The sequence below is a fragment of the Haloarcula sp. CBA1127 genome (assembly GCF_001485575.1).
GTDB lineage: Archaea > Halobacteriota > Halobacteria > Halobacteriales > Haloarculaceae > Haloarcula.
The window spans coordinates 1891343-1905180 of sequence record NZ_BCNB01000006.1 but is presented as its reverse complement, the minus strand read 5'-3'; the positions used below and the strand labels follow the sequence as shown (position 1 = coordinate 1905180).

The window sequence follows — 13838 nt, the reverse complement described above, 5'->3', positions numbered from 1 at the left end:
GCCGGGGCGTCAGCCGCGTGTACTGATGTCGTCTTCGTCTTTGATGATTTGGGTCTCCGCCTCGCCGCTTGTGTGCTCGTTCACCACGTCATAGAAGTCGTTCTGCAGACCGGCCGGGAACGTCATGACGCCGACCCACGAGCCGTCGGACTGCCACTCCTCGCGTTCGAGGTCGCCGAACTGTCTGATCTGTGCCTGTGCGCTTCCGGCGTAGTCCGCGGGGACCTGCACGGCGACGGTGACCTCGTCGAACCGGATCGGGATGACCGGCCGGAGCGCATCAAGGGCGTCGTCGACCTGCGCCTCGACGGGCTCCATCGGGTCAACTCTGAAATCCGTTTCTTCGAGGGCAGATTCGATTCGCTCCGGCGGGTGTGGCGCATCATCCATCTGCGGGTTGACCGCGTTACGCGTAATCCGCTGGATGAGCTGTTTGTGCTTTTGTTCCTGCATCTCGCGGCGCTGGTCGGCCGTGATCTGAATCTCCCCCCGCTTGATGACTTCGGGAATGATAGCCATCGGATCGGTCGTGTCAAACACCTCTTCGAGCATATTCTCGGGCGGCCGGTCCCCCCGCGAGGCGTCCTCGAACACGTCCTCCGCTGCGATAACGTCCTCGAGGTCGTCGTCGAAGTCATCACGTTTTATCGCCAGCGCAGCGTCCGGATCCACCAGTACCTCGAACCGTTGGCCGTGGGATTCGAGGCGCGCCGTCACCGCCTCGTCAAGCGATATCATACCCGTCGGTAGCAGTGGGCCAGTTAAAGGCCTTACTGCGTGGTCGGACAGAAAAATTCAGTCGCCCGCAAGGGTCGTCGGAAGGGTTACTCTTCGGTGCCGTCTTCGTCTTCGCCTTCGTCGTCCACGTCTTCGCCGGTATCAAGCAGGTCAGCCTCTGCGAGGTGGGTCTCCTTCTCCTCGTCGGTCAGCTGACCGAATGTCTCCGTCTCCACGTCGACCGTGGCGACGCCGATGCCTTCCGGCGTGAGTCCGTCCTCGTTGACCGACGCGAGGGCGGCCAGTGCGAGGTCGACACCCTCGTCAAGGTCCATCCCTTCGTCGTAGTGCTCTTCGAGGTAGTCCCGGATGTCGCCGCGGTCGGCCCCGACGGCGAGGGCCTTCCACTCGTAGGGCGTCCCGGAGGGGTCGGTCTCGAACAGGCGCGGCTCGCCGTTGACGATGCCGCCGATGATGAGGGCGACACCGAACGGGCGCGCGCCACCGACCTGCGTGTACTGCTGGATGTAGTCGGTGATTTCCTTGGTGAGGGTCTCGACGCCGACCGGCTCGCCGTAGCGGAGCTGGTTCACCTGTGCCTGTCGGCGGGCGAAGTCGATGAGCTGTCGAGCGTCAGCGACGTGGCCGGCCGAGGCGATGCCGATGTGGTCGTCAGCCTTGTGGATCTTCTCGACGGAGGAGCGCTCCATCAGCGGCGACCGGATGCGCTTGTCCACGGCGAGAACGACGCCGTCGCTCGTTCTGACGCCGATGCTTGCTGTGCCGCGTTTGACCGCTTCGCGGGCGTACTCGACCTGGTAGAGGCGTCCGTCCGGCGAGAAGATAGTAATCCCGCGGTCGTAGGCCTGCTGTTGGTTTTGTCCCTGCATAGTTATCGGAAATCGAGTGCTGTCGCGCCGACGAACGCACCGTCGGAGGCCGTTTCGACATCGTAGCGCGGAGGCCGAACAGTAGCGCTCCGGTCTGCGTTCTCGAACACGACGTGTCTCTGTTCAGTGGATTCCGGCGGCCCGCGTATATACTTTTCTTCACAGGCACGCACGGTGCCGCTAATCCCCCGGACACGGACCCGAACGTCATCGTCATCGACGCTGTCCAGACAGGTCAGCGCGGCCCGTGCCGGGTTCGTCTGGCCGCGTCTGGTCCGGACGATAGCCTCGGCCGTGCCGTCGTGGTCGTGGAACTGGAGGACCGTCATGTCTGTCTCGGCGCTGCCGGTGTCGCCCAGCAGGTTCTGGGCGGCGTACCACACCGCCCGCTGGAACGCCCGACGGTCGAGCGTCGCCGTCGGCCATGTCTCAATGCCGACAGCAAGATAACGCCACCGGGGCCGGAGATGCTTCGGGAGGTGTTTCATACGCCAGCGTTGGCGCGGAGGACAATGAGCGGTGCGGTGTGGCGCCCGGTCAGGACGGCGGTAGCAGGGCTACTGCTCGCCATCACTGGCGTCGCTTCCGTCGTCTTCCAGCCGAACGCCAGGTTCGATGACGGCATCGCTCTGGCGCTCGCGGTTGCGCTCCACGACGCGGCCCCACTCTACCAGGCCTTCACGGACCGTGTCGGCGTCAAAGCCGATGGTCTCTCCGACGGCAATGATATCTCGCGGTGTCCGAATCTGGAGATGAGTGCTCGGCGACGCCGAGACGACGAAGGGCGCGCCAGCGTTCTCGACCAGTTCCCGGAGCTTCCGGAGTTCCTTGATGGCCCGGACGCGACTGCCGCCGGAGGCCCGGAGCACCGGGCCGAAGTCGAACTCGATGCGGACGCCGTTGTCGGCCGCCGCGTTCGCTAGCACGTGGTTGAAATCGCCGTCCTCGCGCATCGGGTGGGCGAGTACGTCGACGGTCGGTTGCTCGACCGCGAACCGATTGATGCGGCGGTCGCCGCCGTGGACGACGACGACCGTCCGCTCACTTCGGTAGTTCCCGACGAAACCGCTCGCCCGCGACGGGTCGTCGGCCCGAACCTCGACGCCGGCGGCGACGTCAATGTCGTACGCGTCGCTGATAGCGTCAGCATCGTACTCGGCCGGCTCGTCGCCGTGGTTCCTGACGACGATGCCGTCGTAGTCCGAGTCGGCGGCCGTCAGCGCGTGCCGGGCGACGGTGCTGTCGCCGTCGGGGTGAGCGTAGACGGCCTCGTACATCACAACTCCTCGAGGAGTTCACGGGCGTTCTCGACGGCCTTCTCCCGCTTTGCGGGGTAGGCCTCGACTTTCGCCCGGAGCGTGATGCCGTCGCCGCGTTCGACATCGCCGCCGAACGCGGCCTGTTTGTCGAAGGTGAGGAAAAACGAGCAGTTGTCGTCAACCCGGTCGTCCAGTTCCGCACGCACCGCGTCTATCTCCGACGCTGACGCTACTTGCGTGAGCACGTGCCGGATGTCGTCGGCGTTCTCGACGCGAGCCGAAAGGACGATAATCCGGTCGCCGTAGTGCCCCTCGCTCTGTGCGCGCTCGACAGGGTAGTCCTCCGGGAGAAACGTCCGGAGCGCTCCCTCGACACGCTTGTCGTCCTCTGTCGCGTAGCAGAAGGTCCGGAGGTCGACGTAGTGGAACGGAACCGACGACATCGAGGCCCTACTCGTCCTCGGCGGCTTCGAGGTTGTCCTCGGGGACGCCCTGCTCCTGTCCGTCCTCGAAGGAAACCGTGTAGTTGGCGTCGCCGAACATCGTCTCGACGACCTGCGTGACCGTCCCTTCTTCGCCGTCGTAGTCGCTGTGCTCGTCGTGGAGAATAACGCTGTCGTCCTCTTCGAATGCCATACCGTGCGGTACTCGGTGGCTCGTCAAAAAGGGACTGATTCAGGTTTGCTCAGCCCAACCGCGGGAGCGGTCAGAACATCCACCTGTGACACGTCCTGTCTGGACCATTCGGGACGGGTATAAACCTCGATCAGAGTAGACCGGGCAGTGTGCCGACCGCTCCGATTGTTCTCTATCGCTTCCGGTACGGAAGGTACGACGCGTATTAGATTAGTCTAAATATTTAGTTAGACAAATAGAATTAAGTGGCGGGGGCTTCCACATCCACGTGCGTTCCGTCACCCACGGAACGCGAAGTCGTACAGATCGAGTGAATAGGACGAACCGTCAGGTCGTCGCAACAGCCAAAGAGTTCCTGCTACACGGGAGCGTGGCTGTCCTTGTTCGGGCCCCTTCCCGTGTTTCGCTTCGAATGGCTAGACCAGACGTGTATCCGCGTCTGCAACTGCTCCACCAGCGTCAGCAGCACAGCGGATTCGGTGGCAAACCCCCGAGATCCGTCACGACAACCGATCTGTCACAACAACTGTTATGGGACTCTCTAAACTAACAATCGACATGATCAGCCCACCGCTTTCCCCCATCGAGACGGTTGTTTCGTCGAGGTGTCAGACACAGATAGGACACAGATGACGAGCGTCGACGACCTGTGGTTCCTCTCCGACGGAGCCTGTCAAACGGCCGAGCAGACGTATCACGACCTGCGGAAGCGCTACACGGGTTTCGTCGAGTTCACGCGCCACCGCAACGTCCCGCGAAATCGGTTCCGGGACGTGGCGACCGTCGCCCGGGATCACGGTGCACCCTACGGCGCGCACACGCTCGCCTACCGACCCACCGGTGAACTCCTGCTCGTCCGCCACGAGGGTGTCGATATGTGGGTTCTGCCCGGCGGGGAGCTTGACGTCGGCGAATCCTTTCAGGAGGCCGCACTGCGGGAATTAGGCGAGGAGAGCGGCATCAAGGCGACCATCGAGGGACTGGGGATGCTCGGACGGGTCGAGTTTTACTGCGACGGTAATATGGCCTGGGGCGTGCTGCCAGTGTACGAGGCGCAAGCGGAGACGACCGACATCGCCGTCGACGACCCGGATCAGGAAATCAGCGAGGCCCAGTGGTTCGACGAACTGCCGGCCGACACGCGCGACCGCGAGGAGATTTTAGAGTGGCGCGGACAGCGGTTCGGCGGCGCGTAATCCACCGATGTTGAGTGCGTTACTCCGGCCCGAACGACTGGCCCTCGCGAGCGTCGGCGTTCATCCGCCGGATGGTCGCACGGGCGTTGCTAGCGTCGTAGCCGAACAGCACAGTCTCGGCGTACTCATCAGCCACCTCGACAGCCTTCGAAAGATCGTCGACGTCCACGTCGACGGCATACAGTTCGATGCTGAAGGGTGTCGAGAGTCGATCCTGCCAGCCTTTCGCGAGAATCTCAAGCCAGTAGGTCGTCGAGTACGCCATGTCGTAGATGGGGACGACGAATTCGTCGACGTACTCGGCGATGTCGTCGACGGCGACGCCGGACCGGGCTTCGAGGTGGCCGGGGTAAGGGTCCGGATACAGCGTGAGGTACATGTCACCAGGTACGCGCTCGCGGGCCTCGGCGACGAACTCCGTGATGACGTTGCTGCGCCAGGCTGACCAGTCCTCGAACTCGCTGTCGGCGAAGCGCTGCTCGCAACGGTCACAGTGGCAGTACTCGTCGCGGGGGAAGCCCACGTCGTCGAGGCGGACGTCCTCGTTGACGGCGGCGGCCTCCTCGATGATGTCGAGCAGGCCCTCGCGGTAGCGGTCGTGGGTCGGGCAGACGTACGTCCAGTCGAAGTAGGGCTGGTTCCGGGTCGCCGGCGTTCCCTCGTCGTCGAACGCGAGCAGGTCCTCCTCGCTTTCGACCGCGTTGTCGCCGAAACAGGACACCATGTTTACCGCGCCGGCAATCGGTTCGACAGCGCGGCCGGTCACGTCCTTGACTTCGTAGAACGCCCGGTCGAACTCGGACCACTCCGTCTCCTCCTCGTTACGGGTGACGACGCCGTACATGCACGCTGGTACGGCGGTTCGCCGGGTAAGGGTTCGGAAAGCGACGGCGCTCTCGCTGACAGTGCAGAAGCCAAGAGAATACTGCCGGCCATCGGTGTACCCCACCCATACGACGCCGATGAGGACCAGTGGGCAGGGCGGCCGACAGTAGATTCAGAGGGCGATACAGTCGATTCGCGCAGCCTTACCGCTTGACGACGTACACGAGGGCAAGCGCCATGACCGCGACGAGGGCGATGACTTTCTTTGACATCGTTTCAATAAACGAACACCGATTATAAAGAACTACCGCCGTGCTAATCGTCGGCACGCCCGCCTGTATCAGAGGCGGTATCGGCGTCAGGGCCGGGAATATCGGCCTCGTCGTGGGTTCCGACGGGTGGCCGGTTTACCTCCGCCGCTGACGAGTCTTCGAGGGCAGTCCGGTCGTCAGCGTCAGCCTCGATTGTCTCCATCTCGCCGGCTTCCCGCGCGTCCTGGTCGATACGCATCGAACAGAACTCCACGCCACACATCGAGCAAAAGCGCGCCTCTTTGTAGTTGTCACCGGGGAGCGTCTGGTCGTGGTACTCGCGGGCCCGGTCGGGGTCCAGCGCCAGGTCGAACTGCTCGCGCCAGTCGAAGGCGTACCGGGCTTCCGAGAGGGCGTCGTCCCAGTCCCGTGCCCCCTCCCGGCCGTTTGCCACGTCAGCGGCGTGGGCAGCGATGCGATAGGCCGCAAGTCCGTCCCGCACGTCGGATTTCTCCGGGAGACCGAGGTGCTCTTTGGGAGTCACGTAGCAGAGCATCGCCGCACCAGCACGGCCTGCCTCCGTCGCACCGATAGCGCTCGTAATGTGGTCGTAGCCCGGTGCAACGTCGGTCACGAGCGGCCCAAGCACGTAGAACGGCGCGCCGTCACAGACCTCCTGCTGGCGCTCGACCTGCTCGGCGACTTGGTCCATTGGAACGTGACCCGGCCCCTCGACCATCACCTGTACGTCGTGGTCCCAGGCGGTCCGCGTGAGTTCCCCGAGCGTGTCCAGTTCGGCGAACTGCGCGTCGTCGCCGGCGTCGGCGAGACAGCCCGGTCGGAGGCCGTCGCCGAGGCTGAAGGTCACATCGTACTCACGGAATATCTCGCAGATGTCCTCGAATTTCGTGTACAGCGGGTTCTCCATCCCGTTCTCCTCGATCCACTGGGCGAGGATAGATCCGCCACGGGAGACGATACCCGTTTTTCGGCCGTCAGTCAACGGCAAGTGTTCCATCCGGACGCCAGCGTGGATGGTCATATAGTCGACGCCCTGCTTCGCCTGCTTCTCGATGACGTCGAGCAGCAGTTCGTGGGTAATCTCGCTCGGGTCGCTGGCGCGCTTGACCGCCTCGTAGATGGGGACTGTTCCAATCGGGACCGGCGAGTGCTCGACGTTGGCCGACCGTATCTCGTCGAGGTTACTCCCAGTCGAGAGATCCATCACCGTGTCCGCGCCGTAGTGGACAGCAGTGTGGAGCTTCTCCAGTTCGCCCTCGATATCGCTCGTCTCCTCGCTGTTGCCGATGTTTGCGTTGACCTTCGTCGCAAACTCCCGGCCGATGATCATCGGGTCCAGTGAGTCGTGACCGACGTTTGCCGGAATCACCGCCTGTCCGTCGGCGACTTGCTGCCGGACAAACCCCGGTTCGACACCTTCGCGCTCTGCGATTCGCTTCATCGCCTCAGTGACGGTCCCGTTCCGGGCCGCTGCTAGCTGCGTCATACCACTAGGTTATATTACTAGATTATATAACTGTGGTGATCGGTCGCGGTAAAGAGACCCTGTCAATACTGGGATGGACCCCAACACCGATGTACGCGAACGGAAAATAGACGAACAATGGCCCGCCGGACCCGCCGCGAAATACTCACAGCGCTGGGGAGTGGTATCGCCGCGACGGCAGGGTGTGGGGCGTTCAATCGGGAACGGGTGGACGTACTGGTCGCGGGGAGTTTGCAGAAAGCGGCCAGTGAGACGCTGCAAGCACAAACAGACGCTGAGATTGCTGTCGAAGCCCGCGGCTCTGTTCAGGCCGCGCGATTGGTCACCGACGGGAAGCGCGACCCGGATATCGTCGCGCTGGCGGATCCGACCCTGTTCAGTCGGGTCATGGACACCGCCTGGCACGCCGTGATCGCCAGCAACGAAATGGTGCTTGCGTACAACCCAGAGACGGACGCCGGGACCCGAATCACGGACGCAGAGCCGTGGTACGCCCCGCTCAAACGTGACAGTGTCTCGCTCGGCCGCACTGACCCGGCGCTCGACCCGCTTGGGTATCGAACGCTGTTCGTGCTGTCCCTTGCAGCCACCTACTACGATGAGCCTAGCTTGGCCGGTGCAGTCCTCTCGCCAGACCAGACGTACCCCGAAACGCAACTGCTCGCGCAGTTCGAGACGGGAGCCGTCGACGCCGCCTTCGTCTACCGGAGTATGGCGGTCGAACGGGATTACCCGTTCCGAGAGTTCCCGGCGGAGATACATCTTGGCGACCCCGCATACGCCGAGCAGTATCAGACCACCAGCTACAAGCTGCCGAACGGCTCGAGAATCACTGGCAGCCCTATCGAGTACGGGGCTGTCCGCCGTGATAATCAAGAAGCGACGCGTACAGCCTTCGAGACAGTCATATCCGGTGACTGGCTCGCATCACACGGATTTACCCTCCGCCAGGCCTATCCTCGACTAGTGGGAGATGTCCCGAGCACTGTCACGCGGTGAGACCAGAGCCGGCCATACGGTCGGCGTGCGCGAGCTCGTTCCCGTGCTGGGAGCGGTGCTGCTCCTGTATTTCGTCGTTCCGGTGCTGGTGCTCGTTATCACATACTCCCCAGCGGCGCTGCTGACGAGTCTGACAGAGACGTACGTCATCAACGCCGCAGTCACATCTCTCGTTGCCGCACTCGGCAGTACGACCATCGCTGTCGTATTTGGCCTCCCGCTTGCTTACTGGCTCTCGCGAAACACCAGCGTGCTGGCGACCGCAGCGATGGGTGCCGTCGTCCTCCCCCTCGTCCTCCCACCGGTCGTCAGCGGGATGTTGCTGTTGACCGTTGTCGGGCCGAGCGGACTCGGGGGGCTTACCGACCTGACACTGACGCGGTCGCTGCTCGGCGTCATCGCCGCCCAGACGTTCGTCGCGTCGCCGTTCTTCGTCGTCACTGCCAAAGCTGCCTTCGATGGCATTGACGACCGACTCGAAGAAGCCTCACGGTCACTCGGACGCGACTGGGTCGGGACGATGCGCTCGGTGACGATTCCGCTCGCAAAGCCCGGGTTGCTCGCCGGACTTGTGTTGACGTTCGCACGCGCGATGGGCGAGTTCGGCGCGACGATGATGCTGGCGTACTACCCGCGGACGCTCCCCGTGCAGATCTGGGCCTCCTTTATCTCTGACGGGCTGGATGCGGCGCTACCCGTGGCAGTAGTGCTGCTGGGCGTCGCACTCGGGACGCTGCTGGTGGTCCATGCACTGCGGGCGACGCCGTGGCGGTAGCGGTCACCGCGGGAAAAGTCGCATCGCCGGCCTATCGCTCGTGTGCCCAGAACTCCTCGTCGACGGTGACCTCCTTCTTGAACAGCGGCACTTCCTCTTTCAGCCGGTTGATACCGTCTTCGACGGCGCGGAACGCCTCAGTTCGGTGGCCAGCCAGGATGACGACGAAAACGATGTCCTCGCCAGCATCAACCACGCCGGTTTTGTGGTGTAGTCGAACCGCGTAGATACCGTCCCGCGCTTCGAGGTCCCGGCGAAGCGTGGCCATCTTCTCGGCGGCGACCTCGTCGTAGCGCTCGAACTCCAGCAACTCCGTCGGCGGGTCCTCCGGCCCCTCTTGTGCGCGGACCCGCCCAGTAAACGTCGCTATTGCGCCCGAGTACACCTCGTCCGGGTCCCGCTTTACGTCCGCAACGAGTGTTTCCAGCGTGATGTAGGGGTCTCGCTCCTCCATCGCGGTGACGATGTCGTCAAGGTCAGCGTCCGCGCCATGGGGCGCGCGATGCACGACGGGATCAGCGACCGCACGGTCGCCGAGAACGACTTTCGGGATGCTCGCGTCCGAATATCCCTCTACGAGTGCATAGTCGTAGTCAGGCGCAAGGGCATCCAGCGCCTCATCAAGCGTCCGCGACTGCCCCGTTGCGTACCACTCGCCATCGTCGGTGAGCGCGACGGTCTCAGCCGCCCCAGCATCGCGATGGCGAGCCGTATCCTTCCCATCCGTGTCGACATCCGGCGCGTGCGTGCAGTGTTTCACCGTCGCGACACGGCCGGTCCCGGAGAGCCGCTGTGTCAACCGCTCGACCAGCGTGGTCTTCCCCGAGTCGGAGTGGCCGACGATACCGAGGACTTGCATACGCGCCAGTAGCAGGGCGACGTAGATAGACCTTTTTCATAGCGGCGTCGCGGCTGTCGTCAGTAGCCCTTCCTTAGCGGTCGACAGTTTTCTCGACCACGCGGACATCCTCGATAGCCGTCGTGGGATACTCGCCGTCATCGTCTTTCTCGTTTGCTTTCACCATATCCCAGACGACGTTGAGGCCGGTCGTCACGCCCTCTAGCGCCTCCATCTCGCAGCCGGTCTTGCCGACCGTCTCGACGGCGACGACGATTTCGACGGCCGCGTCGCCAACGGTGAACTCGATGTCGACGTTCGTGATGGGAATCTGATGGCACATCGGCACCGTCTCCCAGGTGTGTTTTACCGCCTGAATCGCACCGATACGGGCTGTCGCCAGCACATCGCCTTTCTCCACCTCGTCGGCGTCGATGGCCGCCAGCGTGGACTCGGTGAGCCGAATCTGTCCGCGCGCGACTGCGCGGCGCTGGCTCTCGGCTTTGTCGCCCACATCGACCATCTGTGCGTCGCCCTCCTCGTCGACGTGCGTGAATTCCTCGGACATAGCTATCCGTAGCCGATGCCGGCCCAAAACCGTGCGGGTCCAGGTTACCGTCGGACGAGCCCTAGCAGGTGGCCCACGGTTGGCGCGACGAGTTTCTCGGCGCCCGTCCGGGCGGCGTTCTCGCTGCCGGGAAGACAGAACACTAGGCGGTCGTCGACGACGCCGGCGGTGGCGCGCGAGGCCATCGCCATCGGCCCGACTTCCTCGTAAGAGAGCCAGCGGAACAGTTCGCCGAAGCCGGGAACCGGGCGGTCGAACAGCGGTTCGATAGCATCGACGGTCACGTCGTCGGGCGTGAGGCCGGTCCCGCCTGTCGTCAGAACCACGTCGACGCCGTCATCTAGCAGGGCAGCGACAGCGTCCTCGATAGCGTCCACCTCGTCCGCGACGAGGCGGCGCTCGGCGATTTCGTGGCCCGCGTCTTCGCAGGCCGCGGCGATGATGTCGCCCGCCGGGTCATCATCGAGTGTTCTGGAGGTAGAAACTGTGAGAACCCCTATGTCAACCCCTTCAGCGTCGTGGGCGTGATGGTCGTCATGGGTGTGTTCCTCGTGGCTATGGTCGTGGTCACTATCGTGGTCGTGCTCTCCGTGGTCGTGGCTATGCTCTCCGTGTTCATGCTCGCTGTGGCTGTGACCCGTCTCGTCGTGGCCAGTCGTTTCGTCGTGGTCGTGCCCCATACCGGAGATGATAGGCGGCGGCGAAATATACCCTCGGCTGCGTGGCCGGCCGGTGAGCCACTGCCCGTAGCGTCCGAAAGCAGGGCCAGTCGACAGCAGCGGTGGCTTACTCGTAGTAGGGGAGCCGTTCGACGATCTCCGCGAAGGCGACGTTCTCGCGGACCTGGTCCATCTCGACGCGGAGACGCTCGCCGACATCTGCGTCGGAGACGATGACGACGTACCCGCCGTCGATACGCGCGACGCCGTCGCCTTTGTCGCCGATGTTTTCGATCTCGACCACGCGCGTTTCACCCTCGGCAACTGGCGGGGACGACGGTCCAAACTCCGGTTCCCTGCTCCGCCCGTCGGACCGGGAATCGGACTGGGTCTCAGACTTGGATTGTGAATTGGACCGAGGCTCGGGCTCCGAGTGGGAATTGGACTGTGGCTCAGGCCTGGATTGGGAACTTGACTGTGGCTGGGACGTGGGTGCCGCAGCCGCCGACCGGAACAGTGCGATCCGGTACAGCGTCTCAGGAGCCAGCGTCCCCAGTTCGACCTCTTGTTTCGGAATTTCGATCACGTACGAGTCGTGCTGCTCCTCAACGGATGCGGTAAAGAGACAGTGAAGATCTGAATCGGTCGCCATTAGTATAATTGGTTCGGCTAGGAGCGGAACTGCATTGATTCTGGTGTTTTCGATCCGCCGGGTCGAGCGCTGCTGGAAGGGTGACAAACAGACTGTGCACGCCCGCTATCGAGTGATCCGTCGGACAGAACTCGGGGATTACTCGAACTCGAACAGCCGACGGAGTTCGCGCTCGATGGCGTCAGTGAACGCCGACAGCACTGTGTCGAACGTCGCTTCGTCGCCCGGCAGAGACTGTGCACGCGCCGCAGTGTCGTCGGGCAGCCGGATGCTAAACGTTCCGTCGCCCTCGTACACCGGCTCGCTCTCGCTGAGAATCTGCCGGTCGATCCCACGAAGGACCTCGGAGTCGTATTGCCCGTGTAACTCTTGATACGCGTTCGAGTATGCCGTTTCGAGCTCCTCGAAGTAGTGGACGTACTTCTCGTCGAACTTCTCGGCGTCGAACTCGGTCATGGATGCAGTGTCGCCGGGGCGAGGCTAAAGGGTTCTGTGACTCCGTGGACGCCACCTACCACTCCCCCGTAACCCCGATTTCACCGGCGAACTGAGTGAAAAACTCGTCCATGAATTCCCGACGCGTCCGACCGAGACGCCGGCCGGGTTGGGTGTACAGCGTATCTAAGCGTTCCTCCGCCCAGTCCCGAAGCAGTTCGATATCCGGAGACGCCGACGTTTCGAGATCTGCATCTGACGTGTCATCGATGACGGCATACTTTTCGCCGGTCCGTCCGGACCGTTCGCCGACGATACAGGCCAGTCGGACGAGGCCGCGCGCCCCGGCAGCGTCCAGTTTGTCCGCATCGAAGAGGAGTTTCGCCTCCAGCGTTCTCGGTTCCGGAGAACTTGCGCGGATGCTGTGTGCTCGGATACAGTGTTTGATACGGTCGATTCGGTCGGGCTCCACACCCTCGGCCGCGAGTAACTGCGCGGCTTCCGCCGTGGCCCATTCGTCGTGGTCATCGATCTCACCGGCCCGCTCCCGGGGCCGACCGATATCGTGGAGCCACGCCGACGCGACGAGGATATCTCGGTCGACCGAGCCGTCGCAGTCGTTCGCGAGCCGAAGCGCGACGTCTCGCACTCGCTTGGCGTGAAACTGGTCGTGTGCTGGGAGGGCGTCTTCGTAGTACGGCAGCGACAGTGTTCGAGCAAGAGGGCCTAGTTCCTGTGTCATTGACGGCAGTGGCACCTCACGTTCTGGCTGGAATAACTGCTATGAAATATATCAGATTCAATGACACATGAGTGCGTCGCGCAATAGTCCGTGTCAACGGAAGTCAAGCAGGTCGTCGAGGAGTTTTCGCTGAGCCGCAGCGAGATGTTCGGTAAACGTCGAGGTGGAGATATCTAGTGCGTCGGCCACGTCACCGGCGGTCGCATCGCGCGGATGTTCGAAATAGCCCATCTTGTGGGCACGAGTCAGTACCTCGCGCTGGCGGCCTGTCAGTTTCGCGCGGTCGAGCACGACCGGTCGGTCCGTCTCTGTAGACGTGTCTTCCAGTAGCCGCCGGAGTTTGACAGTATCACCTTCCGACTGGAGGTCGTCGACGATCTCTCGGAGGGTCGGAACATCGTCGACGAGGAATGTGACGACAAGAGAGTCGGTGTCCGCCGAGAACTCATGAACAACGCAACCGGCTGCTTCGATACGTTCACACACGCAGCCCTGACCGGCCGCTCTGGACAGTTGGAAAACGTGTCGCTGCTCGTAGGCGAACACGTGATCAACGTTCAAATCATCATTCTGTAGCACTGACGGCGGCTCGTCGCCGCCTTTGAGGGTGAACTCTTCGATGACGGGGTCAGCATCAACACTCGTTACGCTCCGGGAGACCGACGACACTGACCACTCCTCGTCAGCGTGTGGCTGTACGTGGCAGGACCGAGGACCGAACACTTCGACCTCGGCGAGCATTCGGCCCGACATGTCCTATAGATGACTTGGCTCACATAAGAAAGGTCAGGCGAACATGTTCGTATAAAAAGCCGCCATATAATGGGCCTAAGATGTCGGGCTGGCAGTTCATCCGGGTTCTGGGACAAACCCCGAACACAGCGACACA

General features: G+C 62.9%; 18 protein-coding genes. 3 read left to right on the top strand and 15 right to left on the bottom strand.

The annotated features are described in order from the left end of the window. Positions 1-9: 9 nt before the first annotated feature. From AV059_RS14280 to AV059_RS14255, 6 genes are all read right to left on the bottom strand, one after another. Positions 10-738, bottom strand: a complete 729-nt coding sequence (locus AV059_RS14280; protein ID WP_058995435.1) for a ribosome assembly factor SBDS — start codon at positions 736-738, stop codon at positions 10-12. 86 nt (positions 739-824) lie between these two features. Then, positions 825-1607 (bottom strand): archaeal proteasome endopeptidase complex subunit alpha, encoded by a 783-nt coding sequence (gene psmA / locus AV059_RS14275; RefSeq protein WP_058995433.1) that lies wholly within the window; start codon positions 1605-1607, stop codon positions 825-827. 2 nt (positions 1608-1609) lie between these two features. Then, positions 1610-2095 carry an Rpp14/Pop5 family protein gene (locus AV059_RS14270; RefSeq protein WP_058995431.1) on the bottom strand — a complete coding sequence of 162 codons (486 nt, stop codon included), beginning with the start codon at positions 2093-2095 and terminating at the stop codon, positions 1610-1612. 69 nt (positions 2096-2164) lie between these two features. Beyond that, a complete protein-coding gene (locus AV059_RS14265; RefSeq protein ID WP_058995429.1) occupies positions 2165-2884 on the bottom strand; it encodes an RNase P subunit p30 family protein in 720 nt (239 codons plus the stop codon). Beyond that, entirely contained in the window at positions 2884-3309 is a 426-nt protein-coding gene (locus AV059_RS14260) for an RNA-binding protein (RefSeq protein WP_058995427.1), read from the bottom strand. Before AV059_RS14260 ends, AV059_RS14265 begins: the two co-directional genes overlap by 1 nt. A gap of 7 nt (positions 3310-3316) precedes the next feature. Next, positions 3317-3502 carry a hypothetical protein gene (locus AV059_RS14255; RefSeq protein WP_004592435.1) on the bottom strand — a complete coding sequence of 62 codons (186 nt, stop codon included), beginning with the start codon at positions 3500-3502 and terminating at the stop codon, positions 3317-3319. Positions 3503-4131: 629 nt separating this feature from the next. Here AV059_RS14255 and AV059_RS14250 point away from each other — a divergent pair. Then, positions 4132-4698, top strand: a complete 567-nt coding sequence (locus tag AV059_RS14250) for an NUDIX hydrolase (RefSeq protein ID WP_058995425.1) — start codon at positions 4132-4134, stop codon at positions 4696-4698. Between the two features lie 19 nt (positions 4699-4717). Here the strand turns inward: AV059_RS14250 and AV059_RS14245 are convergent, their stop codons facing one another. Then, a complete protein-coding gene (locus AV059_RS14245; protein ID WP_058995423.1) occupies positions 4718-5542 on the bottom strand; it encodes a hypothetical protein in 825 nt (274 codons plus the stop codon). 296 nt (positions 5543-5838) lie between these two features. Beyond that, positions 5839-7281 (bottom strand): phosphomethylpyrimidine synthase ThiC, encoded by a 1443-nt coding sequence (gene thiC, locus AV059_RS14240; RefSeq protein WP_058995421.1) that lies wholly within the window; start codon positions 7279-7281, stop codon positions 5839-5841. A 117-nt stretch (positions 7282-7398) separates the two neighbouring features. On the opposite strand from thiC, the gene AV059_RS14235 reads away from it, so the two are divergent. Both AV059_RS14235 and AV059_RS14230 read left to right on the top strand, forming a co-directional pair. Further along, on the top strand, positions 7399-8280 hold the full coding sequence (locus tag AV059_RS14235) for an extracellular solute-binding protein (protein ID WP_058995419.1): 882 nt from the start codon (positions 7399-7401) through the stop codon (positions 8278-8280). Next, on the top strand, positions 8255-9055 hold the full coding sequence (locus AV059_RS14230; RefSeq protein ID WP_058995418.1) for an ABC transporter permease: 801 nt from the start codon (positions 8255-8257) through the stop codon (positions 9053-9055). Before AV059_RS14235 ends, AV059_RS14230 begins: the two co-directional genes overlap by 26 nt. Positions 9056-9086: 31 nt before the next feature. Here the strand turns inward: AV059_RS14230 and AV059_RS14225 are convergent, their stop codons facing one another. The 7 genes from AV059_RS14225 to AV059_RS14195 all read right to left on the bottom strand — a co-directional run bounded on the left by AV059_RS14225 (position 9087) and on the right by AV059_RS14195 (position 13702). Continuing rightward, on the bottom strand, positions 9087-9914 hold the full coding sequence (locus AV059_RS14225) for a molybdopterin synthase (RefSeq protein WP_058995416.1): 828 nt from the start codon (positions 9912-9914) through the stop codon (positions 9087-9089). 73 nt (positions 9915-9987) lie between these two features. Continuing rightward, the gene (gene moaC, locus AV059_RS14220) at positions 9988-10461 is read right to left on the bottom strand and encodes a cyclic pyranopterin monophosphate synthase MoaC (RefSeq protein WP_058995414.1); all 474 of its coding nucleotides are present in this window, start codon (positions 10459-10461) and stop codon (positions 9988-9990) included. A gap of 44 nt (positions 10462-10505) precedes the next feature. Continuing rightward, positions 10506-11141: a molybdenum cofactor biosynthesis protein B gene (locus AV059_RS14215; protein WP_058995411.1), complete on the bottom strand. Its 636-nt coding sequence runs from the start codon at positions 11139-11141 to the stop codon at positions 10506-10508. A 106-nt stretch (positions 11142-11247) separates the two neighbouring features. After that, positions 11248-11772, bottom strand: a complete 525-nt coding sequence (locus AV059_RS14210) for a TRAM domain-containing protein (protein ID WP_058995409.1) — start codon at positions 11770-11772, stop codon at positions 11248-11250. A 138-nt stretch (positions 11773-11910) separates the two neighbouring features. Continuing rightward, complete coding sequence (locus AV059_RS14205; RefSeq protein WP_058995407.1) at positions 11911-12228, bottom strand: DUF5783 family protein; 318 nt, start codon at positions 12226-12228, stop codon at positions 11911-11913. A gap of 55 nt (positions 12229-12283) precedes the next feature. Next, positions 12284-12949 (bottom strand): HD domain-containing protein, encoded by a 666-nt coding sequence (locus tag AV059_RS14200; protein WP_058995406.1) that lies wholly within the window; start codon positions 12947-12949, stop codon positions 12284-12286. A 93-nt stretch (positions 12950-13042) separates the two neighbouring features. Further along, complete coding sequence (locus AV059_RS14195; protein WP_058995404.1) at positions 13043-13702, bottom strand: helix-turn-helix domain-containing protein; 660 nt, start codon at positions 13700-13702, stop codon at positions 13043-13045. Positions 13703-13838: the final 136 nt, after the last annotated feature.

What these genes read in the sequence shown, in the direction of transcription:
- AV059_RS14280 (WP_058995435.1), bottom strand. Translation starts at nt 738, where the DNA reads ATGATATCGCTTGACGAGGCGGTGACGGCGCGCCTCGAATCCCACGGC.
- psmA (WP_058995433.1), bottom strand. Translation starts at nt 1,607, where the DNA reads ATGCAGGGACAAAACCAACAGCAGGCCTACGACCGCGGGATTACTATC.
- AV059_RS14270 (WP_058995431.1), bottom strand. Translation starts at nt 2,095, where the DNA reads ATGAAACACCTCCCGAAGCATCTCCGGCCCCGGTGGCGTTATCTTGCT.
- AV059_RS14265 (WP_058995429.1), bottom strand. Translation starts at nt 2,884, where the DNA reads ATGTACGAGGCCGTCTACGCTCACCCCGACGGCGACAGCACCGTCGCC.
- AV059_RS14260 (WP_058995427.1), bottom strand. Translation starts at nt 3,309, where the DNA reads ATGTCGTCGGTTCCGTTCCACTACGTCGACCTCCGGACCTTCTGCTAC.
- AV059_RS14255 (WP_004592435.1), bottom strand. Translation starts at nt 3,502, where the DNA reads ATGGCATTCGAAGAGGACGACAGCGTTATTCTCCACGACGAGCACAGC.
- AV059_RS14250 (WP_058995425.1), top strand. Translation starts at nt 4,132, where the DNA reads ATGACGAGCGTCGACGACCTGTGGTTCCTCTCCGACGGAGCCTGTCAA.
- AV059_RS14245 (WP_058995423.1), bottom strand. Translation starts at nt 5,542, where the DNA reads ATGTACGGCGTCGTCACCCGTAACGAGGAGGAGACGGAGTGGTCCGAG.
- thiC (WP_058995421.1), bottom strand. Translation starts at nt 7,281, where the DNA reads ATGACGCAGCTAGCAGCGGCCCGGAACGGGACCGTCACTGAGGCGATG.
- AV059_RS14235 (WP_058995419.1), top strand. Translation starts at nt 7,399, where the DNA reads ATGGCCCGCCGGACCCGCCGCGAAATACTCACAGCGCTGGGGAGTGGT.
- AV059_RS14230 (WP_058995418.1), top strand. Translation starts at nt 8,255, where the DNA reads ATGTCCCGAGCACTGTCACGCGGTGAGACCAGAGCCGGCCATACGGTC.
- AV059_RS14225 (WP_058995416.1), bottom strand. Translation starts at nt 9,914, where the DNA reads ATGCAAGTCCTCGGTATCGTCGGCCACTCCGACTCGGGGAAGACCACG.
- moaC (WP_058995414.1), bottom strand. Translation starts at nt 10,461, where the DNA reads ATGTCCGAGGAATTCACGCACGTCGACGAGGAGGGCGACGCACAGATG.
- AV059_RS14215 (WP_058995411.1), bottom strand. Translation starts at nt 11,141, where the DNA reads ATGGGGCACGACCACGACGAAACGACTGGCCACGACGAGACGGGTCAC.
- AV059_RS14210 (WP_058995409.1), bottom strand. Translation starts at nt 11,772, where the DNA reads ATGGCGACCGATTCAGATCTTCACTGTCTCTTTACCGCATCCGTTGAG.
- AV059_RS14205 (WP_058995407.1), bottom strand. Translation starts at nt 12,228, where the DNA reads ATGACCGAGTTCGACGCCGAGAAGTTCGACGAGAAGTACGTCCACTAC.
- AV059_RS14200 (WP_058995406.1), bottom strand. Translation starts at nt 12,949, where the DNA reads ATGACACAGGAACTAGGCCCTCTTGCTCGAACACTGTCGCTGCCGTAC.
- AV059_RS14195 (WP_058995404.1), bottom strand. Translation starts at nt 13,702, where the DNA reads ATGTCGGGCCGAATGCTCGCCGAGGTCGAAGTGTTCGGTCCTCGGTCC.